Origin of the sequence: Prochlorococcus marinus CUG1415 (assembly GCF_017696015.1) — a bacterium.
In the GTDB taxonomy this organism is placed as follows: Bacteria; Cyanobacteriota; Cyanobacteriia; order PCC-6307; family Cyanobiaceae; genus Prochlorococcus_A; species Prochlorococcus_A marinus_AE.
Genome location: NZ_JAAORL010000001.1, coordinates 930,028 through 955,193, shown reverse-complemented (window position 1 = coordinate 955,193; position 25,166 = coordinate 930,028). Strand labels below are relative to the sequence as shown.

Sequence of the window (25,166 nt, the reverse complement as noted above, 5' to 3'; positions counted from 1 at the left end):
ATGATCTAAGATACTTATCTTTAAATTATAAGTTTGAACTTCTATAATATTATTCACAAAAATGTGTTTCTATTTCCCCAGAAGGAAGTAATTCATATAAGGAAGGATTATTAATATTTGTGGAACCATCTTTATTTAATTGGTACCGAAAGTCCCATTTTCTATCTGTAAATGAAATGTAATCTTTCCTTAGAGAATAAGGAAGCATAAGATTTTTTTTATTCCAATTAATATTTATAAATGCTCCTGGCTTTATCTCAGATATCTTTTTTATTATTGTAAAGTCACCATTAATATTATTTCTTATGACAAGATCAAGCTTTGAATTGTCGCATAAATAACTAGTATTTAAAACCAATAAAAGTATTGAGGTGAAAAAAAATGAATTAATTTCTTGGACTCCTTATTAAGTTGAGTTTACTTTGATTCTAAATGACAAAATTGAAGAGTTCTTATGACCAATTTAAATCATAATAGATTGCATACTCTCTAAATCTATAAGATTACAATTTAATTCTTCTTTCTTTTCCTCCACGGAAATAAAATTATTTAAAAAACCTGAATATTTTGCATTTCCACCAACTGTACTTGAAAGTATAAATTTCGGGTTAAATTTTTTAATCAACTTGGGTATTACATCAGCACCTTTTACAAAAGAACCTACTAGGGGTAATTCTAAATTTTTTGTAGGAGTTATGACTGCATCCAGTTTTTGGTTGTCTAAATTTTCATCAAGATATCCATGTGGTTCTATATAAAAGCAATTATCTTCATCATCTCTAACAATATATCCGTTTTCTATTTGTGGGACTGGAGCTCCGGCAGTTGCTTCAAAACTTATATTAAATTGATGAGTTTTTTCAGTTGGCTTAAGAATTTTGATTGAATTAAAACCTATTTTTTCTAATATTCCACTAGCACTTTTAGGGCAAATTATGGGAATATCCTTTCTAAACATTTTTAATGTTGGAATATGACAGTGGTCAGGTAATCCTTGGGTTAATAAAATGATATCTATGTTTTTATCTATTGAAATTTCTTGCTCTAATGATCCTTTGAAAAACCATTCTCCTGGTGGAAATATTAAATCTCCTTTAAGCCATGGATCAATAATTACATTGGTATTGTTTAATTTTATAAACCAACCATTTGATCCAAGGTAGGTTGCTTCAAAAGTCATTATCTCTAAATTGTTTTATTAGACTATAAGTTAATTTTGGCTTTATCGAGAAGTTACTAATCTAGATTAGTTTGCTTCATTTAATATTTGAAATGACTTTCTTTTTAGATTAAATATTAAAACTTGGTTATCTTTATAATTAATTTTAAAATCATCTTTTTCTAACATTTGTGTGGGTATTAAAGCTAATCCCCCTGTTCCTGAAAAGATGATTGGAATGGTGCTATTTTTCGTGCCATTCATTTTTTGTAAGTCAATTGCCTGAGCAACTATTTTTTTTGCTTTATCAAAACCGTAATCTTCTATTAATTCAGGCCATAAAAAGTTAACTGATTCATATTTTGAAAACTCAATTTGGATTGTTTTCATTAAAAAAATTAGAAATATAAAAATTAATGATAATGATTTACGGTTTATTACTATTTTTAAAACTATCCATAACTAGTTGCAACATATCAACTACATCTCCATCAGTTAAATTTAAATCCTTCTTTAAATCATTGCATGTTAAATTCATCTCGAGTGCCGCCTCAGCCATATGATTAACTTTTTGGTTATCACCGCCTAATGAAATAAAGGGATTGAAGTTCTCTATCATTAATATTTTGTGGTACCACTTAGTTCTAGCTAATAAATAATTAATTATCATTTTTTGATAAAGAAGCTTATAAATATGTTATTTATTTTTAAGAAATTATTTATTTTTTAAACTAGAGATGTTGATACACCTTTTGATATCAGTGCAAATCTTCTCGCCCTAACAAGTAAAGGAAATATTATATTTGTTCGTTTAGTTGATTTGAATGCTCTGGAAAGTAAATAAAGTAAGCTACTTGAAGGATTATGTATCTGTTTGCAAATAGTATTTATTGCCTCTGCCCCATGAAAGATATCTTTATCTTGGAGGAGAATAGCCCCTTTATCAATGTCATAACCTTTTTCTAATAGAGATTTAATTAGGGTTAAATTCTTACGACCATCAAGAATTTTAATATTATTTACATTGCTTTTGATTTCCAGGAGCTCTGCAAAATGATTGCAAAATGGACATTCTCCATCATAAATAAAGGTATAGTTAGAATTCATTAGGTAAAATTAGTGTTAATTGTCTTAAAATATGCAATTAAAAGCTATGATATCTACCTTGATAATAAAATAAAAAATAAAAAATTTGTGTGTTGGTAATAAAGGATTTAGCTAAATATTTTCATAATTACGAAGAAATGTCTCAATATAGGTATATTTTCCTCAAATATTCTGTATGCTTAACTCCAAGATATTTCGTTTTTTAAATCATGAATTTATTAGCTTCCTTTTCTTTAGGTGGTTTCAATCCTTATGCAGCTGCTGTTGGGGTCCTCTCTTTAGTCCTTTTTGCTCTAGTTGGTTTGGTTGCAGGCCCTAACCTAAGCAAGTTCGATAAGGATGCATAAATCAATAAATCTTTTATAGATTTAAATTAAAAGACTCATTAGAGTCTTTTTTTTATGCGGTTTTTTTAATTTATTTCTAGAATATTATTTAATTCAAATTGCTAAAGAGATGCTGTTAAACCCTTTCTATACATTTACTTTTTTGAAAATCTCTTCTCTAAAAGCAACGATTGTTTTTTTATCAATTCTTCTAATAAAATCAAACTTGCTGAGGTTTAAAGCGGGGCTAATAGGAGGTCTTTTTGCCTTGATACTCATATCAGGAATACTAGCATCCAGTACTTTAGCCTTAGGATCTTTAGTTTATGGTTTTAGCCTAAGGAAGAAATCAAATACTGATGATAATCAAATGCAGGATTTAGAAACTGTTAGTGCTTAAGTATATTTAGTGATATTTAATCCAACTTGTTTTCTTAAAATGGGGTCCCAGGGACAAAATGCAATACTAAAAATCCAAAACCAGCAGCAAAAACTATTGATACTGCAATAATAAGAAGGCCTGATGCCATTCCACCTTCGTTAAATGCCATATGATTATTAAAATTGAATTTATGATAAATGATTTTTGTTTTTAACTATTAGTGATAATTACTCAAATTATCCAAATTTATTATTAATGGTGAATAAAAGTAAGAAAATAGAAGTTAATGAGATGATAAAACCGATTATTATTAATGGCTTAGATTTAACGTTTTCTTCTCCCTTAGGTTTACTTTTTAAAGATGATAAATTTCTCTCTTTTTTTTTGTAGAGAAAATTGGTAAAAGGTTTAATCACGAGATACTTCCGATTTAAGCCTGTTACCTTAAGGTTTTGAATAAATCTTTATGGTAGTCAACAACATTTTGACAACTTATTACAGGTGTAAATTCCATATGAATGCCGAATTTAGCTCTCCATGGTGCAAAATGCTCAAATATTTCTTTATCACTATATGCCTTACATAAACAAACGACTCTTCCTTCTCCTGGGGCATGAACTCTAAATAACATCTCAAATTTGTCTGTTTTATCTGATTTTGCAATTTCACCGTTTTCCCAAGCTTCGACAAATAATTGATACGCTTTGACTTGATTTTCAATATCTGGGAATTGGCAGTCAGCAAGAAATAATTGCATTAGAATTTTCTTAAAGTTTCCTTATTATCCTTCAAAAACTTATTTTTTTATCAGACTGTTTGAATTTGAAGATCAGAATAACAATATGTTTCTATATAAAATGAGAAGAGAGAGTCTCTAAAAATTTTACAATATCTTTTTTATATAAACTATCTGTGATTTTTAACGAGAATAATTCATAAGCGTGTTTTCCTTTTTCTTCATTATCAAAATTAATATTTCTCTGTAATGAAATATTCTTCATTATTTATATTGATCACTATTAAAAATTTATACAAATTTAAGGAAAAGGCAAATTTCTTTACATTATGTTTTTATTAGAGAAATGACTAGCGCAATCAGAGAATAATTACTTTATTCAACTTAAGAGTTAATTATTTTTCCTAGAATATATAAAAATGTATTTGTTATAGAAAAAATCACTGTTAAGAGAGATGCAATAACGGGTAATAAATTAAACCATAACTGCGATGTAGTCATTTTTGAATCAATAGGCAGGAAATTAGTTCTTTTTTTAATTCTTATTTGCAGCCAGAATATAGATAATGGATAAATAATTCTTGAAAAAGTAATAAAAAAAGAAGGTAAAGTACCTTTGTTTGAATAAAGTATAAATCCTGAAAAAATGTAAAAAGCCCAAACTAGCATTCTTTGAATCAAAATTATCCCCTTACTTTTGCTATACATTATTAATGAACTAATTAATTTTTATAATTTTAATCATTTTATATCTTTCAAAAAAAATATTATTTATAATAACTTTTTCTTTACGAATTATTTCCCATTCATTTTTAAGAAATAATTTATAACTTATCAAGCTCGCTTCAGTTGAAAGAGAAGCTAAACCTTCTTTCTTAGCATCACCTTCTAATTTATGGAGTAACCTTGAACCGTAACCTTGTCTCTGGTATTTTCCTTTGCAGTAGAATAACGAAATTTTATTATTGGGATATCTTATTGCAAAAGCAATAATTATACCTTGATCACTTAAAAGCCATCCTTTACCTTTAAATATAGACTTATCAAAATTGGGATTATCCCATGCTTGGCTTGACCAGGCCCTTTTTTGTTCTTGGCAATATGTTTTTTCATCTAATGATTGAATTGAATCAAAATAAACCTTCTTTAATTCAAGTTGATCTTTAATGGTAATTTGTCTTAAATTCATAAACAAATCATTTATTTAAAATGCATAGTAAAAATATAGTCGCAATTGGTGGAGGAGGGTTTGGACGTTCTTTAGGCTCTCTTGAAATTGAAAAATATATAGCTTCCTTAATTAATAAAAAAAGACCAAAAATTTGCTTTATCCCTACGGCATCTGGTGACAGTAGTTTGTATAAATTAAATTTTTATAGAGCATTTTCTAAATTAGATTGTATAACAAGTCATATTGATTTTTTCTCTAGAACAGAAAATTTAGAAGAGAAAGTTTTAACTCAAGATATCATTTATGTTGGGGGAGGAAATACAAAAAGTATGTTGGCAGTTTGGAAAGAATGGAATTTACATAACATTTTACAAAATGCATATGAGAAAGGAATTGTAATGAGTGGTGTAAGTGCTGGAGCTATTTGTTGGTTTGATAAGGGAATAACTGATTCTTTTGCTAATGAATTGAATATAATTAATTGCTTAGGAATAGTTGATGGTATTGCTTGTCCGCATTTCGATGAAGAAAAAGAAAGAGAACCATATGTTAGTGATATTATCAAGAGAGAAGTTATTGAATCTTGTATTTGTATTGAGGGCAATTGTGCCTTGCATATAAAAAATGATTTTGATTTTTCCTCAATAGATTTTGGTAATGGTAAAAAATGTTTTAAAGTTTCTAAGGAAAATAATAGTTTAAAGAAAGAAATCCTTTAAAAAGAAAATATTTATAAATTTATTTTAGATATCTTCATTTTTTGAGATAGATTTTAATTCAATCCCTTTGTACTTTACAAATGATGCAGTCCATACTTCTTTAGCAAGATTGCTAAGGTATTTTAAAAATTGTTGTGTATCTCCGTCTCTTATCCATTCAGATTTAATAAATGGAAGCTCTTTCTGCATCCTCTTAGGATGCATATGAACCAAGAGTAAACCTTTATCTTCAGAGGCCCTTTTCAATTCACCTTCATCACTCCTTTGGAAAACTCTAAGAAGAAGATTTAAAATAACCTCTTCTCCAAGTTTCTTGAAATTTTCTGGTTCATCTAAATTATCTTTAATTTCTTTTCCTCCGAGTGGCATTGCTCTAACAGTGTTTTGCTCTATTAATGCTATTGCAATTAGATAATCTTGACTTGCCATATTCTTTTTAAAATACTTTTTGATATTCTAACCTCTCGAGTTCATCATAATCTTTAATGATTATATGATTTGCTAAAAGAATAAGAAATTAAGTATTAAATTATAAACTTGTATGTTTGATTTTTATTTATATTATTTAATCATATTAAATATCATATCTTTTTTGTATCTATTCTCTTGGATTTTTGTAGTTTTTTATTTCTCCTAACTTGGAGTAGTAATATCAAAGAATTGGGAACATCTCAATGATATTATTGCAAAATCAGCAGAATATAGAATTTCTATAAGAGTATTATTGGAGCTTTCTCCCAGCGAGTTATTTAAGAGTAAGAATAAAAATATGTCCTGACAAATAAGAATCGTAGCAGTCACATCTTTTCGTTAAAATATTTAAATAAAAGTTTAATTAACTAATTGATGATTAATAATTTAAGGTTTGAATTGTCATTTAAAAATATTTCTCAGTTAGAAAATAAACTTAAGTACTGTAAATTTAATAAAATAAAAAATATTAACATTCCTTGTAAGGGCCCTATTAAGAAGGAATTATTTAATTCAACTATTAAATATATATCTAAACACTTCCCAGAATTTAATGTAACTTATCATTATAGTCTTTATCATCAATACTCTAAAAATAAAGAAAAAACATATCAAGAATTTTTAGATTTTTTAAAAAATTCTTATTCAAATAGAAATCATGAAATTCTTCTCGTTACAGGATCTAATAAGAAAAAAAAACTTGATACAATTGACGTTTTAAGTAATTTAAAAAGAGAAAAAAATTTAAAAGTTAAATTAGGTATAGCTTATAACCCATACTTAAAAAAATATTATAAGGTATCTTCAGAGAGAGAAAGGTTAGAGAAGAAAATCTCTTCAAGATTAATTAATTCAATTTGGTTTCAATACGGTACAGATATTAAAGTACTTCAGAATGAAATTAATTATCTTAAGAAAGAATCAAAATATGAAAAATTAAATCTATTTGGAAGTTTATTAATTCCTTCAAAACAATTTATAGCCAGGTTTAAATTTCGTCCTTGGAATGGGGTACATATATCAGAAAAATGTTTATATTCGATAGACTATTTTTATGACTTTACAAGAGAGTTAGTTAACTTTTATACAAACAATAATATAACCCCTGTTATTGAAACTGATTTTTCATCATCAGAAAAACTTGATTATATTTATAGCTTTTTTAGAAAATGAATAATAATTTCTATGAATTTGAAAGACTTTTTTCAGCTGCAAGATAATAACAAAAGAACAATTATAGTATATTTAAAAAACATAGATTTTACTAATTCTTATATTCATTCTAAAGATGAAGATTCTTTTAAACAAAAAATATTTAATAATTTCAATTACCTTTTTGAAGGTAATTCTTCCGAAATCAATTAACTTGTAATGATAAAATATATATTATAAAATGTAGCGTTTACAAAACTATGGATGTGCTTTCCCATTCCCTTTTCAATTAAGTAAAAAATATAATGGATTGTGTGGTTATTGGTTTGAATGAGAAGGATTTGGTAGTATTGAAGGCTTAATTTTAAGTTATTTAATATTAGTAAAATTTTTAAGACTTAATTGAATATTTTTTTAAGTATGTGATGAATATTAGTGTTTTTTGTAATAATGAATTCGTTAGTATTATTTTTTATACTTTTATTTTTGAATTTATCATAATAAATATCCCAAGATTTTAAAAAATTTTTTTCAGCTCTTATTTTAGCTTTTCCCCTTTCTTTTAAATCTCTTTGTATAGCTCTTTTCATACACTCATTTTTATTTATTTTTAACTCTAAAAAAAAATAATTTTGATTATATAAAGTCCTTGAAAATTCCTTAGCAAAAATACCTTCAACAATTAAAAAATTAATATTATTTTTTTCGTTTAAAAATGTTTTTATTTTTTTCTTTTTGTAATTATAATAACGCTCATAGATTGAAATTCCATTCTTTATAATAAAATTAAAATCCTTTTTAAATAGTTTGTAATCAAAACTAATGCTTCTATCAAAATAACCTTCTAAAAATTTTGATAGTAATTTACTTATTAGCCCTGTTTTATAGTAATTGTCTGTACTTAAAACAATACCATTTTTAATTTTTACTATTATTTGATTTGATAAGGTTGTTTTACCGCTCCCAGAAGGACCACTTATAAATATGAGCTTCATATTCTATGCTCTGCGCTCTATTAAGACTCTAAGTTTACTTGTAGTAAATACTTTTAATTTTGGAAAGTACTTTTTTTCTTTTCTTAAAATTCTTAGACTTATTTAAAATAATTTCAATTACTAGTAAGCTTGCATAAATATTAAATATGTGTCTTTATATAAATGTAAATAAATTAATTTCATTCAATTATCTAAATTTTTTTTTATTAATTTCCACTGGGAATTTGATAATATATTTAAATTGAAGATTTAATTTTATTACTTATATATTGCAATGATTTCTAACTTTTTAAGTAAACTAAAATCTATTCTATTTAAAAGTACAGCATCACCTGAAACTCCTTTAAAGAAAGAAAAAAAAACAACTAAGTCTGTAAAATCTTCAAAAACAAAAGCAAAAAAAGTTAATTCTAAGAAAAATATTGAAACCTTGACCACACTACCTGGTGTAGGAGCTAAAAGCGCTAAGGCTTTATATGAGGCTGGATTTAAAACAACAAAAGCAGTTATTGCAGCAGATGAGAAAGATCTTCTTGCTGTTTCAGGGGTGGGAGTAAATCTTGTTAAGAAGCTTAAAAAACTTAAATAATTAAATTTTTAACCTACTGAAAATAGTAATAATAAAATTCTATATTTATTTTTAAAGGCTAGCTAGTACTAATTATCTTCTTCTTGCTTTCCTTCTTTGTTGCAACTTTCGTTTGTATTTTTCAACAGGGGTTTCATGATGCCTTAGTCTTTTTAAATCTGCAAAGATTCCTGATTTAGATACTTGCCTTTTAAATCTTCGAAGGGCAGATTCAATTCCCTCATTCTCTCCTACTGTAACTTGTGTCAAAATTTTATAAATAAATTATATTCTAACATCTTTTAAGCGTTTTTTATTTAAAACTTTAATTCATGGGTTTTTGGTTTATTTAGCTTATTTTTTTGCCCATTCCACAAATCTTTTCTTATTACTCTTTATATCTTGTAAGGATTCAAAATAATATTTTTCCCAATTATCTTTAGGCAGTCCAAGAAATAGCATGAGATTTAATGGGTATTGATTGCTATCAGAACAATTTCTAAAATCATCCCTGAATAAAAAGATTTCCTTTTTTAAAGCAATTGCAATACCCAATTCAATCATTACACCTTCATCTGGAGGTGTACCATTAACAATCGCAAAAATGCAATCACATTTTTGTAAATCATGGAAATTACTTCTTGCTATGTTATATGCACATTCACCTTCTTTTTGTATTATGTGTTTCGTCCTATCAAATGGTTCATAAACTTCTATATTTAAATCATCGAAAATATTAATAAATTCATATAGGAGATTTCTAGTTTGTTTTGAGAATCCATATGGATTTGCTAAATACAATTTTTTTTTCAACTTAAACCTCGTTTCTTTGTATATTCGTTTCGGTCTCTTTGTAAATTTAAAGTTTCCTCCCATGGAAAAACTATCCATTCCCTTTTTTCAGATATATGTACAGTATTCCACCATGTAGGTTTTATTTTACTAAACAATACAAAAAACATTGCTCCCTCAATATCTTTGAAGGCTTTTAATGTAATTCCCGTTTCATAAACATCATCCACTATTAGTGAATTTTTTATTGGTTCTGAAATCAAATTTATTTTTAATTTATGGCTTAGTGCTACGGCAAGACATAAACCACCACGAGGTACTCCATATATTCCAGAAAACTCTAAAAACTTACATTTTTTAGCTATATGTTCTACGCTCTTATCAAATTCGCTCCAGGTAAAATAACTTATCATCTTAATTTTTTGTTTTTTCAGTTGAAGTTGCGAAACTTGATGCGATTACACTTAAAAGAGCTACTACCTGCTCATTTGGGCAATTAGTGTTTTTTTTTAAATTTTCACATTCTTTGATTATATTGGCGTAAGTATCCTCGACAATTCCGTTCATTTGATCGTTAGTAAAAGAATATGGCTTATTCATTTTTAATTAATAAATAATTTTATTTTTACTTAAATATCCTATGAAGTAAATATATTTATTAATTAAAGGTAGAATTATTTCCACATTGGCTCATTTAGCTTTTCAATTCTATGGGGATTTGGGACATAAGTATGTAAAGTTTCAACTTTCATAGCCCATTTTTTAGAGTTGCCCTTTAAACTTTTGCTTTTAATTAGGCTTGTTAGAGAAATTCTTTTTCTGATTTTAAGAAGACCTAGACAAGTTTCCCAGTCTTCTTTTTTTTTATATATATCTAACCAAAAATCAAAAATACATTCCAAGAGGTCGAGTGGGATATTAAAAGAAATTCCTATTGAAGGTCTTTCAATGAAATAATTTTTATTTTTTATTTCATTGAATAAATTATTTATGTTTAAATTAATAGCGAAAAGAATATCTTTTGCTGATTCATTTCCTATTAGTTCTTTTCTATGACAATCTAAAAGGTTTTTATCATCAAGAATATTTTCATCACAATTTTTGACTCCTACAATCCAAAACCCTTCTCCATTTTTTACTCCACTAGCAAGAAATAGATTTTGAGTTGTATTTTGCACAATTTAAATAAATTTCTTTATTTTTAACATTTAATTCTAGTGATGAAAATATTTTTGACGTATAAAATCACAAAATTAGTTTTTCGAAAAGAAAAATTAGTTGTTAGTATTAATATTTTATTGATAATGTTTAAATTAAGAGAGCTAAAAATCATGTTTTTGGATCCTACTGATTTGTTAGTCGATAATATAAATATATTCCTGAGTAGTAATAAAACAATTAAATTGATTTTTTCTTAGGAAATAATTTTCTTATTTTCTCTTTTTGTAAAGATTCTTTTTTAGTTCTTATTTTTTTATCTTCTAGTGATTCTTTATTAGTGCTTACAGCATAAATAGTATATAAAATCAAAACATTAAATATTAATCCTAGAGAAACTATAAATATTCCTATAGGTTCACTAGGACTGAAAATTTTAAGATTTAAAACGTTATTTAGGGAAATTATCATCAATTAAATAATTCCTTAAATAACTTTTATTTAAATCTAATTGATTTCTTCGTAACCAAAGAATGATGTGGTTCCTGAATTTTTATACCCATTAGCTGCTTCTTGTGGATTCTGACTGTCAATTGTTCTTGCTTTAGCATGAATCATGTTGAATGGGAAAATTACAGCTCCGACGAAAAAATGAAGTATTAAAAAGTCTGAAGGTAGTCCGTTTGTCCAGTCAGGGAAAAATAGCAATGTCATCAATGATTCGTACATATCAGTAGTCAAATAAACCTCAAACTATTATTGCTGAACATATTGCAATACTATTAATTTTTAATAAATTGAAATTTAATTTTGCATTTATGAATTATAAGATTCAATTGAAAAGAAAACAAAATAAAACTAATATATAATTTATAGATATTAAAGTATAGCTATTGTTAAAGTTCTTTTTGGGTTTGTGTTTTTTTATTTTTTATCTCTTTAATCCTTTAATAGGTATGGCATTTGATACTTCAGACCCTAGTGTTAGTTTACTTCAAAATAGGATCTCTAATAATTTCTCGATAAAATATTGCAAGGCTATTAACAATGGTTTTTCTAAAGATGAAGCAATGAAATCAGCTATTATAAAAACAGAAAATATTATATCTTTTTCTTACAATCCACAAAAAAAATGGATTGAGAAAGATGACTTGGCAAATCAAATTTCATTGCAAGTAGTAAATGATTGTGGATGGTCATTTGGATTAATTGGAAAGGAGGGAGTTGATTATTTTAAATCTTATTTTCTAGAAATTTACGAAAAAACAACTCCTGACAAAAATTTTTCTAGATAGATTAAGTTAATGAATAATATTTCAGACAAATTAGTAATGATTATAATCCTCATCACTATTCTTTTTGTATTCGGCTTGATTTTTTCAGTAAAATCTCCCGAGAGAAAGGTTATAGATTCGCCAATAATGTGGAAAGATGATTATTCTAACATTTCGATTATCAGAAGCCATAAAATCAATTCTGAAGTTAAAATAATAATTTAAATAAAATGTATTATTATTTACAAAAATAGGAAGTTGAATTTCCCCTGATACAAAATATTATTAGTAACTTTTGTCAATTCATCATTTCATTTTTAATTTAGGTAGTTCAAAAGAACCGCCGCTAGTCTTAAATCCTGATTGAACCATGCACGAATTGCCATAGCTCTTCTAGGATCATAAAAATTTTGTTTTCTGTACCAACTAAGAACTTCAGAATCTGATTTCTTACCATTACATGACAAACAACATGGCACACAATTACTTGTACAGCTTGTTCCACCTTTTGACATTGGATGAATGTGATCAAGTGATTCTGATGGCTTACCGCAATAAATGCATTTATATCTAGTAAGTTTATAAAGTGACTCTCTCCAACTTTTATTACTTATCTTGGGACATAGTTGATCAAGGTAAATTGCATCTTGTCTATGCATAATATTCTTGAAAATATTTTTGATAATAGCAGTTTTAAATAAACTATGATTGAAAAAAGAAGATAATACTTTGTAATTCGATCCTATCTTTTTAAAATATTAAGAAATTAGAATTTAGATTTAATGCTTTATTTATTAACACCATTAGTAAATAGCTTTGATTATTCTTTTTATAAATTTATTTCTATATTTTTGATATCCTTTTTTTCTAATACATTTTCAGCAATTTCTGGAGGTGGAGCAGGCTTAATTCAATTGCCAGCTTTAATTTTATCTGGTGTGCCTTATTATCAAGCTCTGGCTAGTCATAAATTAGCAACAGTAGCACTAGGATTAGGCGGTTCATTAAGAAATTACAAATCTCTAAAAAATGATATTTATGTAGCTTTTCAAATTTTATTATTTGGGATACCTGGGGTAATTTTTGGGGCTTCTGTTGTTGAATTTATATCAGAAAAGTATTTATATTTATTTTTAGGAATGATTTCAATATTATTAGCATTTTATTCATTCTTTAAATCTAACTTAGGTCTATCCTCTGATAATAATCAACTTAATTTATTTCATAAAATTAGATTTTTAATTTTTATTTTCCTAATAGGTATTTTGAATGGTTCTATTTCTTCAGGGACTGGATTGCTTGTAACAATACTTTTAATAAAAACCTTTGGAATGGATTTTCTTCGTGCTATAAGTTTGACATTCTTTACTGTTGGGATTTTTTGGAATTTTACCGGGGCAGTTATTTTGAGTAAGATAGGATCAGTTCCTTCAAATTTACTACTATTATTGATATTTGGTTCTTTTACAGGAGGATATTTCGGAGCTCATTTATCGAAATTAAAAGGAAATAGATTAATTAAAAAAACTTTTACAATAGTTTGTCTTTTTGTAGGGATTAGCTTAATAATTAAATCCATAATCAGTTTTTTATAAATTAATTTTTAATACTAAAACCTTTGCGGAAAAAGACCAAAAACATCTGTAATAGTTAATTTAAGATGAATTTATTTTCCCTTTTATTTGTTTTTCCGAGTTTTAATGAATAACCATTTTTTTTTTAATATACTTTTACTGAAAACCTGATTTTTAAAAAAAGTAAAAAAAAGGCCTCACTTTTGTAAGGCCAGGTGATGGGGAAACTTATTTTTAAACCAATTTCTTGAAAATTGCAACCCCCTATCGGTAGTGCAAATTTATTCTTCAGAAGACACTATGGGTAGTGTTTAAAAAATTTATCTATTTGTTTCTTTCAATACTGAAATAATTTTGTAATTTTTAGCTTCAAGAGTAAAATTATTTCTTAGATATTTTCAAGCATATTTAGTCATTAAACTTGTTAAAATAGCCATTCATTGTATTATTCGGAAGAACTTTGTTAATTAAAAAGCCTTAATGATTGAATTAACATTACTTACTCTTTTGAACTATGTTGGAAACAATTTCTGTGAATATAGAGATTTAGGTCACGACAATTATAAATCTTTACTTCTTTCATATAGTGATGCAAGTCATAAATTTGGACCATTAGAAGTTAAAAAGGTTATTGAAAAGTCAGAAAATTTCAAAGTTGCAGCTGTTGCTGTTGCTGCTGTTAAGTGCCCCAATCATATAGTTCAATAATGAAGTTTGAGTTAAAAACTGAAAATTACTCAAATTCATTTACAAATGTTTTAAGGTATGTTTTGATTATCGCGCTAATAATTATCTTTTGCGATGCTGCACTGAAATTAGGAATCATTGCAAGACATTATCAAATTGAACATAAATGTAGGCTTTTATCTCTTGAAAAATCTAAATCTAATTTTAGAAAATTATCAAATCTAACTAATCTTAGAAGTAAACAAAGAATTTGGGAATTTTGTAGGGAGGTTGTTAAATAATATTTAGCTAGAAGCTGATGAATAGAATTTTAATGCAAATAACCAAAACTTTCTAGAAGTAACAAGAAATATTATAGCGACAATAACTTCAAGTGATATTTTCCATAACTGAGAAATACCTAGGAAAACTTCAGAAGGTATTGTAGTTATAAATGCAATAGGAATGAAAACACTAAAAAATATTCTTAGAGAAAATGAAAATGAATTCAAAGGAAATCTTCCAATGTAAAGGAACGACCTTAATACTTCTGTAGCATTCCATGTCTTTACAAACCAAATAGTAGTTGCAGAAATAAAAAACCATAAGCTATACAAAATACAAATTGAGCAGATTATGGCAATAAAACACAATGCCAGAAAACTTAAATTTAAATGTATTTGATTGATTTTAATGCAGAATAACAATAAGCAAAATCCAAGCATTATTTCTAAAATGCCAGATGGGTTTATTTTTTTTAATGAGATATAAAATTGACTATCAATAGGTTTTAAAAGTACGAAATCTAAGGTTCCTTCTCTTATGTGTTTAACTATTTCAGAAAGATTTGGATTGAACCATGTATTAGTTATTCCATTCAAAATAGTATAAATACTTTGGATAATTAATGCCTGTTCAAATTCCCAGCCTCCAATACTGACATTGTTTTGAAAGAAAATAGATAATAAAAAAATACTCCCTATTAAACTTAAAATTGCAGTAATTAAATCAATTAATATATTCGTTTTGTACTCAAATTCAGAAGCTAGAGAAGTATGTAAAAATTTTTTATAAACTTTTAAATATTTTCTTGGATTCATGATCCCATAGCAGTATATTTTTTTGTGCCTGAAGACCATATTTTTCTAAAAACTGGGAAAAGTAAAAGAATCCATAGAATTTGAATGCTGAAGCCTCCAATAATATTTGTTTCATTACCTGATAGTAGGTTTGCAGGGAAATCGATTAGATATGGAAAAGGAGTTAAATAAATCCAAGATTTAACATATTGGGGAAATGAAACAACTGGAGCTAAAAGACCTGAGAGAAATAAAGTCGGAATAAATAATAACCTTTCGATTGATGATGCTTTTTCTGTCCAAAAACATAGACATGCAACTATTGACTGGATTAAGAATTGAATTAAGAAAGATAAGAAAGTCGAGATTATTGATAAGAATAAAATACCCAAATTTGGGATCCATATACTTTCTGGATTAAAAATAAAAAAGAAAAATGCTATTATTAGTGCGAAAGGAAATCTTGTTATTTGTTCTGCTAGATGTTGTGTAAAATACCTAAAAAATGGATTTAAAGGTTGGATTAAATAAGGAGATACTTTCCCCATAAGAGAATCTTCTTCAAAGCTAAATACTACCCAAACTACTGAAAACTGCCTTACAAAAAAAGCACACAAGAAATACCTAGAAAGCATAACATCACTGATATTTATGGATTCATTAAGGTTATTGTTCGTCCATATGTTTAACATGAAAAAAGGAATAACCCCTGAAATTGCCCATAATGCAATCTCTACCCTATATTCCAACATGTTTGAATATTGGACTTGTAATAAGGTAACTATTTTACGGTTAATAAATTTAGATGTCATAATTTGTTTTATTTAATATTTTTCCAATAATTTCATCTATAGGTGGTTCATTTATATAAAGGTCTTCAATATCAAAATTATTTAGTATGGTTTTCAATGAAGAAGTAATAAAGTTATTTTCAATTTCTATTGTGATTTCTTTCTTTGTTTTATTTAAAACATTAAAACCTGAATTAGCTAATTTAATGGCATCTTCTTCTGATCTACAAACTATTAATATTTCCTTAACAGGAGCTAGTTTTTTTAATAATAAATCTAGTTTCCCATCATATGAAATGGATCCATTATGAACACATATAACCCTCTTGCATAGCGATGTAATATCTTTCATGTAATGACTAGTTAGGCATATCGTTGCATTAGTTTCCTTATTATATTTTTGAAGAAATTTTCTTAAATTTCTTTGTGCATTAATATCTAATCCAAGTGTAGGTTCGTCTAAAAATAGAATATTTGGTTCATGTATCAATGCTGCTAGTAATTCTGACTTCATACGTTGACCTAGTGATAGTTTTCTAACAGGTATAAATAGCTCATCATCAATTTCAAGCATATCGGATAATTTTTTTATTCTTGTTTTTGCCTCGAACTTATTGATGTCATATATTGATGCATTCAAATAAAATGATTCAATTGGTGGAAGATCCCAAATAAGTTGTTGTTTTTGTCCCATTATTAATGTGATATTTTTTAGGAAATTTTCTTTTCTTTTGAACGGTAAGTATCCTGAAACTAAAATTGATCCTTCACTAGGATAAATTAAGCCACAAAGCATTTTTAAAATTGTTGTTTTCCCAGCTCCATTTGCACCTAGAAAACCTACTATTTCTCCTTCTTTTATTTCAAAACTTATATCTTTTATAACCTTTAAACTTTTTGTCTGTCTTCTGAAAAAATGTTTAATTGTTCCTTTTAATCCTGGCTCTTTTGAAGAGATATCAAATGATTTAGACAAATTTCTTATTTCGATAATATTTTTTACCATTTCAAATTTGAAATTTATTAAAAGTTTTTAAATATATTTATTACATGATCTCTATTTTAGAAAGATTTTTATAATTTACAAAATATCTTTAAACGATACTACTATCCAGAGAAAAAAGTTAATTGGATTAACTAACTCTTTAACCTTATGTTTATTCTCATACTTTAATTTTTTTAACATATCGATTATCAAATTATTATTCTCTTTTCTATCATGAATATTTTTTAATAAATTACCATTTTCGTCTAGAAGATCAATTTCATCTTCAAAAAACCATTGATCTTTTCCATTAGATAATTTCAAGACGACTCCAATACCTTTACCATCAGTTATTCTGAAATCACTTATCTTACCCACCGAAGAACTATTTATTGCGTCAATTATTTCTTTAGTTAGCCTATCCTTTGATTGTTCTAAATTTACTTGGGCAAAGTTTCCTATTTTAGTCTTATCTAGAATTGACATTTTTTAGGTTATTATACTTATTAATAAAAGAATTATGTGACTATTTATAAATAATTGATTTATTTCAATAATTATGATTTTTTGAATATTGCTTCAAGGATTCTTTTTATTGAAAGTGATAATATTCTCAAGAATACAAAAAACAGTCCTAACCATCCTAAAATAACAGCTATTGATAGCAAGCTTGAACCTAGATCGCGCTGTAGCAAATTTTGCATGTATTTCGTATCTCTAAATTAATATTTCAACTCTACATTAAAATTTACTTATAAGATTAGAGAAAGGTTAAAATTCTGCTTATTTTTAAAATTCTTTGTTATTAAAATATTCAATACAAATGATTTATGAGTTAAAATTTAGATATCAATCTAATTAAATATTTTGGAGCTAACTTTTAACTCTTACATTGGAATTCTCTTTATTATTGTTGGTCTATTAGTGAGAGTTGATTTAAAATTTTCCATCCAAAAGGATCTCTAATAAGTTCTAATAAGCTATTTTTTGTTAGATATAAAATCTTCCATTGCAGTTGTTAATTATCTTTATTTATTGCTGATATTAATTGCAAAAACTAAAAAAGCAGCTGTGAAGATGTAATTTTAGAAATTATGGGTGATTTTTATAAAGAAGGATTAGAAAAAGTAAGTAGAAAACATATTGTGGATACTGCTTATAAGATTGCATCTGCTAAACGTAAAACTGTAGATAATACATTAGGAATAATGGTCAATAAGAAAAAGCTAAAAAGATTTCAGAAGGGATTTTATGGTTTAGTTGATAGTGAAATACAAAAGGTAGAAAACAGTTCCCGATAGAAACCTTCGGGAATAAGCAAACTATAGTTATAGTCTTGTTTTACAGTTCCCAGTTCCCGATAGAGAGAAAGGGGTCAAAAATATCTTAATTTAGGGTATATCTATATTCAATGGGAAGGAAAAGCACTAAATCTATTACTATCACTAATAAAACACAACTTCCCGACCATTTTCTTCGGGAGTTAAACTATATAAATGGATAAATTCACCCTAATAAATAAAGATAGATCCAGAATTAAAGTATTTGAACCATTTGAAGATGTATCTAAACCATCCCCAACTATTGATGCAATGATGATTTCTTATGGTTGCGTTTATAAGAGATCAAGTAAACCAGTAATGAAAGGTAGCAGGGTGGAAACTGTTGAGGCTGCAAGAAAAGAATATAAGCAACTCCTACAGGAAGGATGGAAGAAAACTTCTATATTTAATAGCTATTTTTAATTAAAAAATTGATCTAGCTCTATTAGCCCTGCGAACAGCTTTTCTTAAAATATCCTTTTTTATTGATAAATCAGAAATGCAATAAAGAGCAAATAATAAAATTAATTTTGCCATATAATTAATAGCCATTTTTAAGCAGCCTCATATTGATCTCTATCTTCAAGCTCTCTCATAAATCTTTTATCTAATGCGTATTCGTCTATAAGGTCTGCTGCCATCATTATCTCAGCAGTAGGTTCTTTTAGATCATTATCTAGTAAGTAATTGTCTATAAGCTCTAGATTGTTATCTTCTTTCTCGCTGTCTAATAGCTCTTTTATGTAGTTATGTACAAGCTTTTTATTGTATCCACTTTTTCTAATTTCTTTCAACATCTTGTTTGGAATTTTCATAATCGTCAACCCCTATGTGAAAGCCTATATACGCATAATTACGAAAAATTAAGGACAAAGCAAGAAAATCACCAAAAAAACAGGGTGTATAAAGGGAACTAAAGGGAACTCAATAGGAAAGCATATTGCATTGTCTTGAATAATATTTAGAACCAAGTTTCTTTTGCATTTGTTTCTTTGTATATCTGCCTTCTTCTAAACAAACTAATTTCTTATAATCAAGTTTTGCTGAAGTCTTTAAACTCCCTGCAATAGAGAACAAATTAAGAGCAATAATCGCTAATAAGATGCTCATTGGGTACTTTTTGATAAAAGGTAGAATTTTGTTTTTCATTTTCAATTAAATAAACGTTTTGTCCAACCTTTACTTTTCATACATTTTGTATACCCATTATCTTCGTCAAAAAAAGTTTTACAATTATCTCTATCCTTTATAAATTTCTCATTTGCAGTTTTCTTTTTAATTTTTAATTGCATTTGTTCTACTCGCTCCTCTCTGAGACGCATCTTCTCACCTTCTTGTTGGAAATAAAAAACAGTCCCTAAAATAAGAGTTACCGCAATTGTTGAAGTAGCTATAGCAGTTATATCTTCTGATTTCATAAAATTCTTTAAATCCTTTTTGATATTTTTGACAGGAATTTAGTTCAAGATAACACTTCAATTATTGACAGTCGATCTAACATAGAGGGATAAAACCCTCTTTTTTTATGAATACCTTAATAGTTTCTACTTTTGATTGTTCTTTTGAAGATTTCGATAAATTTGTAGCAGACTTCCATGAAAAGGAGGGACATAAATATGTCGAAGAATATGAACTCATCAAAGTAAATGAACATAAAAGTCACTTAATACTTGAAGTTAAAGATTTAGAGGGATTTGCTGCTGCTACAAGTACTCCAGAGATGAAAGAGTGGGATAAAGAAAATGGTTATAAAGATATTTGTTATTCACTAACTCCTGTTGAATAAATGAAACGCTTTTACTGATGAACAAAGACAATTTACCAGTTATTATCTTTCTTCTCACTCTTTTCGTAATTATTCCCCTAATTCTTGGGCGTGTAGATGTTGTTGTTAACTTTTTTTTGTTTCTTTGCGGTTGCCTGCTTTTTTCGTTATTTGTTAGTTGATGAATACTTGTAAACGAATGAAATGCTTACTAATAGCATCTTTGATACTTGGAATTACTGCACCTGTTCAAGCAAGACCTTATGGTTTAAAACCTGCTTTAAAAGTCGAGGAATGTACTAGCGCAACTTTTCAAAAGCTGCATACAACATGGAGAGAACCTAAACATGACCCAAGAGCAATAATTGCTTTATCTCACAACCCTAAGGTTTCTAATTTGGGTTTATACCTTGGTTACGAGTTGGAAAAATATAAACATAATAATTGGGATACCCTAGGCGCTCATCCCCCAATCTTGATTAAAGATGCAAAAAAAATGTATAAGCCTAATGATCGAATTAAACTATGTCTAAAATTTGTTCCAGTTGAATGTAGGAAATATTTTGATTCAGATGTCAGAGGTGAGATTTATTCAATTACGAATGAAAGGACAAGAAAGATTCACTATGGTCGCTATGGGAAAAACGCCTGTGGAGGAGCATAAGAGACATTGACAGTCGATCTAACATGGAGGGATAAAACCCTCTTTTTTTTATGCCATACGATAAAGACGGAAAATATTATCGCAAGCCTGTTTATAGAGTTGAGGAAACAAAAAAGGATCTTCCTTTAAAGAAAAAAAGGCATATTAGGTTTTATTTTTTGGGATTAATTACCCCATTAGTTTTATATTTTTCTTTATTCTTTATTTCTTTCTTTTTTCTATATGGATCATCTCTAACTAATGTAGTTCTAATCCATAGTCTCTTATCAATTATCTATGGATTATTTTTTATTAGGATTCATAAATCCCAAGTCAAGAATTACCTTAAACAAGGAGGAAAGCTTACTAAAAAGCAAATTTTCATAATGGCTATTTTTTGGTGGATATTATCTGCAATATTTGTATATGCACCACTAATGGCAATGCTATGTTTTGGTTTTTTATTTATGGCACTTTTAATTGCACTAGTTTCAATTTTCGACGGCGGAGAATTATTAGATCCGCCTCCATATTGTGAATCTGTACTTGATAAAATAGTTGAATTAGAAAAAAGGCTCCTAAATAAATGAAACGCTTACTACTCCCACTACTAGCAGCACTCGCTTTACCTAATGCTGTTAATGCTGAAAGTGTTTGGCTTCTTCTTAGAGGTGGTCATCCCCTTGATCCTAAAACATTGGAAAAAATTGAGATGAAGGATATGGAGCAATGCGAACAACAGGGGGAAAAATATAAAAAATTTACCAATCAATGGGTGGATAAAAAGAGCCTAGAGGGAAAATATTATAATTACCTTTGCTTAACTGGTAAGTAGGTTCTTTCTAGAGGTTTCCCTGTGGGTCGTTCAAACGGTCTTTTTTTATCTAACGTGAGGAATTATTTTGTAGGACACTTTGCTATGTCTTTTTAGAGCGTAATTAAGACGATTTAGTGCGATTTAAAGCTCTCTAAGGCTTTCTATGTACTTATCAGGATCAAAGTTATTACACATAAAGCCATTACGATCAAAAACATTGGCTCTTATATGTTTTGCAAGGGTTTTGCCGTTCTTTTTTCGCATATAAAGGTATGTTTTACCTTCAATTTCTTCTAAATAATCGTCTAATAAACCCTTATTTTTTAATTGGTACAAAGTAGAACGAGATTTGTAACCCAGAAGTTTACTAGCTTCACTAAAACTGCACCACATGGTTAACTTTTTTGTCCTATCACCTTTACTAATTTTACTCAGGTATTGAAGTAGAAAACATAATTTGCTTTTTCTTTTCTTCACTACTTATCCAATATTGATAATGCTTTTTATGTGTAGATACATCATGCCCCATTGCTTGAGCCGCTTGCTCTATTGTTATTTGTTCAAATCTTGGATCAGTTGCAAGTCTGATTGCATAAGTATGTCTTAGGTCATATGCAGTTATTCTTTCTTTCTTATCACTCTTATTAGTTAATCCTTTCTTATTAGGAATTGAGGCAAGTAATGGAGGTAATGCTTTTAATAATCTTCTACCAATCCATTCACCTAAATAATCGTTATTAACACATACACCAACATCATTTAAATCTTTTGGATCAACATCTTTAGTTTTATCTCTAGTACTTTTAATAACCATTGATGCTTTAGTTCTTAATTGCTTTTGCATAGAATCAAAGTTTTTTAATAGCTTATATTTCTTAATCCAATCAGGATATAAAGGAAAAGCATAATGCTCGTATTTACTTTTAGTTCTCCATCCCCCTGGAATATATATCCATTTCTCAGAATCTTTAACCGAGTTCTTTTTAACCTTTTCAATATGGAATAGTTCATGGTTTCTTAACCCATAACAAAGTTGAATAGCTAAGTACCATTTTTCTAATTCAAACTCTTTGTCTAATGAATCAAAGTATTGTTCAGCTTCTTCTTTAGTTGGTATTCCTCTTATGTTTCCAAACTCTTTAGTAGGAATATATTTATTTATTTTTCTAGCTTCTCTATTATGTTGCTCTCTTAAAACAGTTAAATAAGTTTTAGGAATAAAGTTTGGTTCATTACCATTAGTACTTGATAAAGCTAATCTAATTTGTTCAAGTGAATCTAATCTATTTTTAAATGGTCTACTTTCTACATTTTTTTCAAATACCCATCTTTTTATAGAGTTCCAATTAATAGAAGTATTTGAATTAACAAGATTATTTAAATCAGCTTTAGTATTTTTTGCACTAGATCGTTTTTGAGTTTTATCTAAATATTCAATAGTAATTTTAGAAATATCATTCCAACTATATAAGGGTTGTTCTTTATCTATTTCTAGATTTGGGTTATCTAAATATGCAAGTTGATCGAGAATCGGTATATCTAAATTCCATTCTTGATTACCAACGTGTTCTATTAATCTTGAAACAGATAATATTTGATCTATATTTTTAAACGCTTTTATTGGTTTTAATGAATATTGTTTCTTAGTTTGTTTATCTCTAATGCTTAAAAATGGAGATTTTGTATACCTACGAACCATATATCTTGCATCAATATCCATTAAAAAACCGACTACATCATCCCAATCTCTTATTTTATTGCGTGATCTTTTCATAAAAGTCTACCTGAAGTCTACTTGAAACCACATAAACGTGACCTGTACATACTGATTAAATCACACACAGAACTCTAAGTAAAGTTAGGACTGACACTTGAAAACCTAGTATTTGCAATAAAAAAGCCCCCTAATGGAGGCTATATCTTTGGTGGCGGGGGGGAGATTTGAACTTCCGACCTTCGGGTTATGAGCCCGACGAGCTACCAGACTGCTCTACCCCGCGACATATACATAGCATACATCGTTAAAGGGGTGTTTTTTCTATTTCTTCAGGATTCTTGGAATTTTAATTGACCTTTAACTTCAATTCGCACTCCTTCAGAAAAATTAAACACCTTTTCTTCAAGGTCTTGAATTCTTAACTCAGATATCCAATCTAGTTGTTTTAGTAAGTGCAGACTAATAGCGTGCTTGGCTCTTTTTGAACCATCTTCTACTTTTAAAGCCAATCCTATACCTTCATTTACCTTACATAGGCACTGAATTCCCTCGGCACCACCTTTACCTATTACTTGTCCATGAGAAGCCTTAATTATTTCTGTATCGAATTTATTGTTATCACTTATCATTATTGGGTTAGTTGTCATAGCTCTACTTATTTGTTCTAATTCAGCATTGTCTGAACTGCTTAGAAGCGAATATAACTTGGACATTTCTAATAATTTTAGATAAAGAGTTGGGGCACCACAATCATCACGTTCTGCAATTATTTCAGATATGGGAATTTCCAGTAATTCAGAAACAATTCTGAATATTTCGATTTGAAGTGGATGATCCCCCTTTAAATAACTATCTAATGGCCAATTCATTTTTTTGCATGTAGCTAAAAAAGCAGCATGTTTACCTGAACAATTATGTTCTAAAGGACTTGTCTTTGTTTTTGGACATTTCAGGTTATTAATATCAATGTCATGATCCCATAAAATTTTAAAGGCTTGCCTTGAATGAAGTTTTGATCCACTATGTGAACCACATGCTAATGCAATTGACTTTGAATCATTATTGTTTTTAGATGCAGCTCCACTGCTAACAAAAGGGATAGCCTGAAAAGGTTTTAATGCAGACCTTATGAAACTTTTATATTCGGGATTTCCTGCACACATTAAAACTCTCCCTTTTTTGTCGGTAATAACAGCATGGATTTTATGGATTGACTCAATATTTGATCCTCTCATTAAGGTTGCCTGTAAAGGAGGATTATTTGATGTGTAGAGGTTTTTGAAATTTGAACTCATTTAAAAATTATTATATTGAAAAAGCAATATTCCTGATAAACCTAAGAATAAGATAATAGAAAAAATTTGAATTAGATTTTTCAAAATAGGCTTAACTTCAACTGAAGCAATAAGTGATTCTTTCTCTTTTAAAACTAATGGCTTTATCCAGACTTGACCGTCATACCAACCGGATTCTTCGTACTCAACTCTTTCAGATGTCAATCTCCTAAATACATGATTCCAACCAAGATATAATCTGACAGAAATCAAGAGAGGTATTGATAGGCTGCTAAAAAAACTCAATAAAATATACTTTAAAAGAGAAGTTTTAAAATATACGCTTCCTGATGAAATAATAAGAAATAGAACAAAAGCACCTAACCAGAATTTAATCAATATAAGAATTAGTGATTTTTTTGTTTTTGGCCAAGAAAAAATGATAGATTTTGATAACTCAATGAATTCATTTGTGGGTTGTTGCTCTCTAGGTACAGGACATTTAGATTCGTTCATAAAATAA

Annotated in this window: 45 protein-coding genes and 1 tRNA gene; 16 read left to right on the top strand and 30 right to left on the bottom strand. The window is 27.9% G+C overall.

Translation table 11 applies throughout. The annotated features are described in order from the left end of the window. Nucleotides 1-49: 49 nt before the first annotated feature. The 5 genes from HA143_RS05470 to HA143_RS05450 form a co-directional block, all read right to left on the bottom strand. Nucleotides 50-358, bottom strand: a complete 309-nt coding sequence (locus HA143_RS05470; RefSeq protein ID WP_245210861.1) for a hypothetical protein — start codon at nucleotides 356-358, stop codon at nucleotides 50-52. 105 nt (nucleotides 359-463) lie between these two features. Further along, nucleotides 464-1,180 carry an MBL fold metallo-hydrolase gene (locus HA143_RS05465; RefSeq protein WP_209083958.1) on the bottom strand — a complete coding sequence of 239 codons (717 nt, stop codon included), beginning with the start codon at nucleotides 1,178-1,180 and terminating at the stop codon, nucleotides 464-466. 66 nt (nucleotides 1,181-1,246) lie between these two features. Beyond that, entirely contained in the window at nucleotides 1,247-1,549 is a 303-nt protein-coding gene (locus HA143_RS05460; protein ID WP_209083956.1) for a hypothetical protein, read from the bottom strand. Between the two features lie 37 nt (nucleotides 1,550-1,586). Then, nucleotides 1,587-1,829: a hypothetical protein gene (locus HA143_RS05455; protein WP_245210860.1), complete on the bottom strand. Its 243-nt coding sequence runs from the start codon at nucleotides 1,827-1,829 to the stop codon at nucleotides 1,587-1,589. A gap of 56 nt (nucleotides 1,830-1,885) precedes the next feature. Continuing rightward, the gene (locus HA143_RS05450; protein ID WP_209083954.1) at nucleotides 1,886-2,266 is read right to left on the bottom strand and encodes a DCC1-like thiol-disulfide oxidoreductase family protein; all 381 of its coding nucleotides are present in this window, start codon (nucleotides 2,264-2,266) and stop codon (nucleotides 1,886-1,888) included. Between the two features lie 209 nt (nucleotides 2,267-2,475). Between HA143_RS05450 and HA143_RS05445 the strand changes: the two genes are divergently transcribed. Then, nucleotides 2,476-2,613 carry a hypothetical protein gene (locus HA143_RS05445; RefSeq protein ID WP_011376556.1) on the top strand — a complete coding sequence of 46 codons (138 nt, stop codon included), beginning with the start codon at nucleotides 2,476-2,478 and terminating at the stop codon, nucleotides 2,611-2,613. Nucleotides 2,614-2,818: 205 nt separating this feature from the next. Further along, on the top strand, nucleotides 2,819-2,992 hold the full coding sequence (locus tag HA143_RS09735) for a hypothetical protein (RefSeq protein ID WP_245210859.1): 174 nt from the start codon (nucleotides 2,819-2,821) through the stop codon (nucleotides 2,990-2,992). Between the two features lie 421 nt (nucleotides 2,993-3,413). Here HA143_RS09735 and HA143_RS05435 read toward each other — a convergent pair whose 3' ends face one another. Both HA143_RS05435 and HA143_RS05430 read right to left on the bottom strand, forming a co-directional pair. Beyond that, nucleotides 3,414-3,731, bottom strand: a complete 318-nt coding sequence (locus HA143_RS05435) for a DUF3303 domain-containing protein (protein ID WP_209083944.1) — start codon at nucleotides 3,729-3,731, stop codon at nucleotides 3,414-3,416. A 697-nt stretch (nucleotides 3,732-4,428) separates the two neighbouring features. After that, nucleotides 4,429-4,899 carry a GNAT family N-acetyltransferase gene (locus HA143_RS05430; protein WP_209083942.1) on the bottom strand — a complete coding sequence of 157 codons (471 nt, stop codon included), beginning with the start codon at nucleotides 4,897-4,899 and terminating at the stop codon, nucleotides 4,429-4,431. Between the two features lie 20 nt (nucleotides 4,900-4,919). Between HA143_RS05430 and HA143_RS05425 the strand changes: the two genes are divergently transcribed. After that, a complete protein-coding gene (locus HA143_RS05425; RefSeq protein WP_209083933.1) occupies nucleotides 4,920-5,600 on the top strand; it encodes a peptidase E in 681 nt (226 codons plus the stop codon). Nucleotides 5,601-5,624: 24 nt separating this feature from the next. Here HA143_RS05425 and HA143_RS05420 read toward each other — a convergent pair whose 3' ends face one another. Further along, a complete protein-coding gene (locus HA143_RS05420) occupies nucleotides 5,625-6,029 on the bottom strand; it encodes a hypothetical protein (RefSeq protein ID WP_209083931.1) in 405 nt (134 codons plus the stop codon). 417 nt (nucleotides 6,030-6,446) lie between these two features. Between HA143_RS05420 and HA143_RS05415 the strand changes: the two genes are divergently transcribed. After that, a complete protein-coding gene (locus tag HA143_RS05415) occupies nucleotides 6,447-7,244 on the top strand; it encodes a hypothetical protein (RefSeq protein ID WP_209083929.1) in 798 nt (265 codons plus the stop codon). A 377-nt stretch (nucleotides 7,245-7,621) separates the two neighbouring features. On the opposite strand, the gene HA143_RS05410 is transcribed toward HA143_RS05415, so the two are convergent. Then, nucleotides 7,622-8,218: a uridine kinase family protein gene (locus HA143_RS05410; RefSeq protein WP_209083927.1), complete on the bottom strand. Its 597-nt coding sequence runs from the start codon at nucleotides 8,216-8,218 to the stop codon at nucleotides 7,622-7,624. Between the two features lie 274 nt (nucleotides 8,219-8,492). On the opposite strand from HA143_RS05410, the gene HA143_RS05405 reads away from it, so the two are divergent. Further along, a complete protein-coding gene (locus tag HA143_RS05405; protein WP_209083925.1) occupies nucleotides 8,493-8,807 on the top strand; it encodes a helix-hairpin-helix domain-containing protein in 315 nt (104 codons plus the stop codon). 72 nt (nucleotides 8,808-8,879) lie between these two features. Here HA143_RS05405 and rpsU read toward each other — a convergent pair whose 3' ends face one another. The 7 genes from rpsU to HA143_RS05370 all read right to left on the bottom strand — a co-directional run bounded on the left by rpsU (nucleotide 8,880) and on the right by HA143_RS05370 (nucleotide 11,465). After that, nucleotides 8,880-9,056 carry a 30S ribosomal protein S21 gene (gene rpsU, locus HA143_RS05400; protein WP_011863032.1) on the bottom strand — a complete coding sequence of 59 codons (177 nt, stop codon included), beginning with the start codon at nucleotides 9,054-9,056 and terminating at the stop codon, nucleotides 8,880-8,882. Between the two features lie 84 nt (nucleotides 9,057-9,140). Continuing rightward, complete coding sequence (locus tag HA143_RS05395) at nucleotides 9,141-9,599, bottom strand: nucleoside 2-deoxyribosyltransferase (RefSeq protein WP_209083923.1); 459 nt, start codon at nucleotides 9,597-9,599, stop codon at nucleotides 9,141-9,143. Further along, a complete protein-coding gene (locus HA143_RS05390; protein WP_209083921.1) occupies nucleotides 9,596-9,991 on the bottom strand; it encodes a phosphoribosyltransferase in 396 nt (131 codons plus the stop codon). Before HA143_RS05390 ends, HA143_RS05395 begins: the two co-directional genes overlap by 4 nt. Nucleotide 9,992: 1 nt before the next feature. Then, on the bottom strand, nucleotides 9,993-10,178 hold the full coding sequence (locus tag HA143_RS05385) for a hypothetical protein (protein ID WP_209083919.1): 186 nt from the start codon (nucleotides 10,176-10,178) through the stop codon (nucleotides 9,993-9,995). Between the two features lie 74 nt (nucleotides 10,179-10,252). Beyond that, complete coding sequence (locus HA143_RS05380) at nucleotides 10,253-10,756, bottom strand: josephin (protein WP_209083917.1); 504 nt, start codon at nucleotides 10,754-10,756, stop codon at nucleotides 10,253-10,255. A gap of 220 nt (nucleotides 10,757-10,976) precedes the next feature. Beyond that, nucleotides 10,977-11,207, bottom strand: coding sequence for a hypothetical protein (locus tag HA143_RS05375; protein WP_209083915.1), 231 nt, complete (start codon nucleotides 11,205-11,207; stop codon nucleotides 10,977-10,979). Nucleotides 11,208-11,243: 36 nt separating this feature from the next. Further along, nucleotides 11,244-11,465, bottom strand: a complete 222-nt coding sequence (locus tag HA143_RS05370; protein WP_209083913.1) for a hypothetical protein — start codon at nucleotides 11,463-11,465, stop codon at nucleotides 11,244-11,246. Nucleotides 11,466-11,692: 227 nt separating this feature from the next. Here HA143_RS05370 and HA143_RS05365 point away from each other — a divergent pair, with 227 nt between their 5' ends. Together HA143_RS05365 and HA143_RS09895 are read left to right on the top strand one after the other, a co-directional pair. Further along, nucleotides 11,693-12,031, top strand: coding sequence for a hypothetical protein (locus HA143_RS05365; RefSeq protein ID WP_373921642.1), 339 nt, complete (start codon nucleotides 11,693-11,695; stop codon nucleotides 12,029-12,031). Nucleotides 12,032-12,040: 9 nt separating this feature from the next. After that, nucleotides 12,041-12,235 carry a hypothetical protein gene (locus tag HA143_RS09895; RefSeq protein WP_373921641.1) on the top strand — a complete coding sequence of 65 codons (195 nt, stop codon included), beginning with the start codon at nucleotides 12,041-12,043 and terminating at the stop codon, nucleotides 12,233-12,235. Between the two features lie 92 nt (nucleotides 12,236-12,327). On the opposite strand, the gene HA143_RS05360 is transcribed toward HA143_RS09895, so the two are convergent. Beyond that, nucleotides 12,328-12,669, bottom strand: a complete 342-nt coding sequence (locus tag HA143_RS05360; RefSeq protein ID WP_209083909.1) for an HNH endonuclease — start codon at nucleotides 12,667-12,669, stop codon at nucleotides 12,328-12,330. 123 nt (nucleotides 12,670-12,792) lie between these two features. Between HA143_RS05360 and HA143_RS05355 the strand changes: the two genes are divergently transcribed. The 3 genes from HA143_RS05355 to HA143_RS05345 all read left to right on the top strand — a co-directional run bounded on the left by HA143_RS05355 (nucleotide 12,793) and on the right by HA143_RS05345 (nucleotide 14,552). Beyond that, entirely contained in the window at nucleotides 12,793-13,605 is an 813-nt protein-coding gene (locus HA143_RS05355; protein ID WP_209083907.1) for a sulfite exporter TauE/SafE family protein, read from the top strand. Between the two features lie 459 nt (nucleotides 13,606-14,064). Next, the gene (locus HA143_RS05350; protein ID WP_209083905.1) at nucleotides 14,065-14,292 is read left to right on the top strand and encodes a hypothetical protein; all 228 of its coding nucleotides are present in this window, start codon (nucleotides 14,065-14,067) and stop codon (nucleotides 14,290-14,292) included. Beyond that, nucleotides 14,292-14,552, top strand: a complete 261-nt coding sequence (locus tag HA143_RS05345; protein ID WP_209083903.1) for a hypothetical protein — start codon at nucleotides 14,292-14,294, stop codon at nucleotides 14,550-14,552. The genes HA143_RS05350 and HA143_RS05345 overlap by 1 nt, the downstream gene beginning before the upstream one ends. 3 nt (nucleotides 14,553-14,555) lie before the next feature. Here HA143_RS05345 and HA143_RS05340 read toward each other — a convergent pair whose 3' ends face one another. From HA143_RS05340 to petP, 4 genes are all read right to left on the bottom strand, one after another. Further along, a complete protein-coding gene (locus tag HA143_RS05340) occupies nucleotides 14,556-15,350 on the bottom strand; it encodes an ABC transporter permease (RefSeq protein WP_209083901.1) in 795 nt (264 codons plus the stop codon). Next, nucleotides 15,347-16,141, bottom strand: a complete 795-nt coding sequence (locus HA143_RS05335; RefSeq protein WP_209083892.1) for an ABC transporter permease — start codon at nucleotides 16,139-16,141, stop codon at nucleotides 15,347-15,349. The genes HA143_RS05340 and HA143_RS05335 overlap by 4 nt, the downstream gene beginning before the upstream one ends. Continuing rightward, nucleotides 16,131-17,126 (bottom strand): ABC transporter ATP-binding protein, encoded by a 996-nt coding sequence (locus tag HA143_RS05330; RefSeq protein ID WP_209083882.1) that lies wholly within the window; start codon nucleotides 17,124-17,126, stop codon nucleotides 16,131-16,133. Before HA143_RS05330 ends, HA143_RS05335 begins: the two co-directional genes overlap by 11 nt. Before the next feature lie 75 nt (nucleotides 17,127-17,201). Next, a complete protein-coding gene (gene petP / locus HA143_RS05325; RefSeq protein WP_209083880.1) occupies nucleotides 17,202-17,591 on the bottom strand; it encodes a cytochrome b6-f complex subunit PetP in 390 nt (129 codons plus the stop codon). A gap of 608 nt (nucleotides 17,592-18,199) precedes the next feature. Here petP and HA143_RS05320 point away from each other — a divergent pair. Together HA143_RS05320 and HA143_RS05315 are read left to right on the top strand one after the other, a co-directional pair. Further along, on the top strand, nucleotides 18,200-18,406 hold the full coding sequence (locus HA143_RS05320; RefSeq protein ID WP_209083878.1) for a hypothetical protein: 207 nt from the start codon (nucleotides 18,200-18,202) through the stop codon (nucleotides 18,404-18,406). Between the two features lie 195 nt (nucleotides 18,407-18,601). Further along, nucleotides 18,602-18,850 (top strand): DUF1651 domain-containing protein, encoded by a 249-nt coding sequence (locus HA143_RS05315; RefSeq protein ID WP_209083875.1) that lies wholly within the window; start codon nucleotides 18,602-18,604, stop codon nucleotides 18,848-18,850. Here HA143_RS05315 and HA143_RS09815 read toward each other — a convergent pair whose 3' ends face one another. From HA143_RS09815 to HA143_RS05300, 4 genes are all read right to left on the bottom strand, one after another. Continuing rightward, nucleotides 18,851-18,979: a hypothetical protein gene (locus HA143_RS09815; protein WP_257469937.1), complete on the bottom strand. Its 129-nt coding sequence runs from the start codon at nucleotides 18,977-18,979 to the stop codon at nucleotides 18,851-18,853. It lies immediately after the preceding gene. Between the two features lie 2 nt (nucleotides 18,980-18,981). Then, nucleotides 18,982-19,251 (bottom strand): hypothetical protein, encoded by a 270-nt coding sequence (locus HA143_RS05310; RefSeq protein ID WP_209083873.1) that lies wholly within the window; start codon nucleotides 19,249-19,251, stop codon nucleotides 18,982-18,984. Nucleotides 19,252-19,351: 100 nt separating this feature from the next. Then, the gene (locus HA143_RS05305; protein ID WP_209083871.1) at nucleotides 19,352-19,576 is read right to left on the bottom strand and encodes a hypothetical protein; all 225 of its coding nucleotides are present in this window, start codon (nucleotides 19,574-19,576) and stop codon (nucleotides 19,352-19,354) included. Nucleotides 19,577-19,578: 2 nt separating this feature from the next. After that, entirely contained in the window at nucleotides 19,579-19,845 is a 267-nt protein-coding gene (locus tag HA143_RS05300; protein ID WP_209083869.1) for a hypothetical protein, read from the bottom strand. Nucleotides 19,846-19,952: 107 nt separating this feature from the next. On the opposite strand from HA143_RS05300, the gene HA143_RS05295 reads away from it, so the two are divergent. The 4 genes from HA143_RS05295 (at nucleotide 19,953) to HA143_RS05280 (ending at nucleotide 21,670) form a co-directional block, all read left to right on the top strand. Then, nucleotides 19,953-20,213 carry a hypothetical protein gene (locus HA143_RS05295; RefSeq protein WP_209083868.1) on the top strand — a complete coding sequence of 87 codons (261 nt, stop codon included), beginning with the start codon at nucleotides 19,953-19,955 and terminating at the stop codon, nucleotides 20,211-20,213. Nucleotides 20,214-20,391: 178 nt separating this feature from the next. Further along, on the top strand, nucleotides 20,392-20,856 hold the full coding sequence (locus HA143_RS05290) for a hypothetical protein (RefSeq protein ID WP_209083866.1): 465 nt from the start codon (nucleotides 20,392-20,394) through the stop codon (nucleotides 20,854-20,856). Between the two features lie 50 nt (nucleotides 20,857-20,906). After that, nucleotides 20,907-21,425 (top strand): hypothetical protein, encoded by a 519-nt coding sequence (locus HA143_RS05285; protein WP_209083864.1) that lies wholly within the window; start codon nucleotides 20,907-20,909, stop codon nucleotides 21,423-21,425. Beyond that, on the top strand, nucleotides 21,422-21,670 hold the full coding sequence (locus tag HA143_RS05280) for a hypothetical protein (RefSeq protein ID WP_209083861.1): 249 nt from the start codon (nucleotides 21,422-21,424) through the stop codon (nucleotides 21,668-21,670). The genes HA143_RS05285 and HA143_RS05280 overlap by 4 nt, the downstream gene beginning before the upstream one ends. A gap of 123 nt (nucleotides 21,671-21,793) precedes the next feature. Here HA143_RS05280 and HA143_RS05275 read toward each other — a convergent pair whose 3' ends face one another. From HA143_RS05275 to HA143_RS05255, 5 genes are all read right to left on the bottom strand, one after another. Continuing rightward, a complete protein-coding gene (locus tag HA143_RS05275) occupies nucleotides 21,794-22,045 on the bottom strand; it encodes a hypothetical protein (protein WP_209083852.1) in 252 nt (83 codons plus the stop codon). A gap of 34 nt (nucleotides 22,046-22,079) precedes the next feature. Beyond that, a complete protein-coding gene (locus HA143_RS05270) occupies nucleotides 22,080-23,426 on the bottom strand; it encodes a hypothetical protein (RefSeq protein WP_209083850.1) in 1,347 nt (448 codons plus the stop codon). Nucleotides 23,427-23,575: 149 nt separating this feature from the next. Continuing rightward, nucleotides 23,576-23,652: transfer RNA gene (locus tag HA143_RS05265), tRNA-Met, on the bottom strand. A gap of 46 nt (nucleotides 23,653-23,698) precedes the next feature. Beyond that, complete coding sequence (locus HA143_RS05260) at nucleotides 23,699-24,664, bottom strand: asparaginase (protein WP_209083848.1); 966 nt, start codon at nucleotides 24,662-24,664, stop codon at nucleotides 23,699-23,701. Next, nucleotides 24,665-25,159 (bottom strand): CGLD27 family protein, encoded by a 495-nt coding sequence (locus HA143_RS05255; RefSeq protein ID WP_209083846.1) that lies wholly within the window; start codon nucleotides 25,157-25,159, stop codon nucleotides 24,665-24,667. It lies immediately after the preceding gene. Between the last annotated feature and the right edge of the window lie 7 nt (nucleotides 25,160-25,166).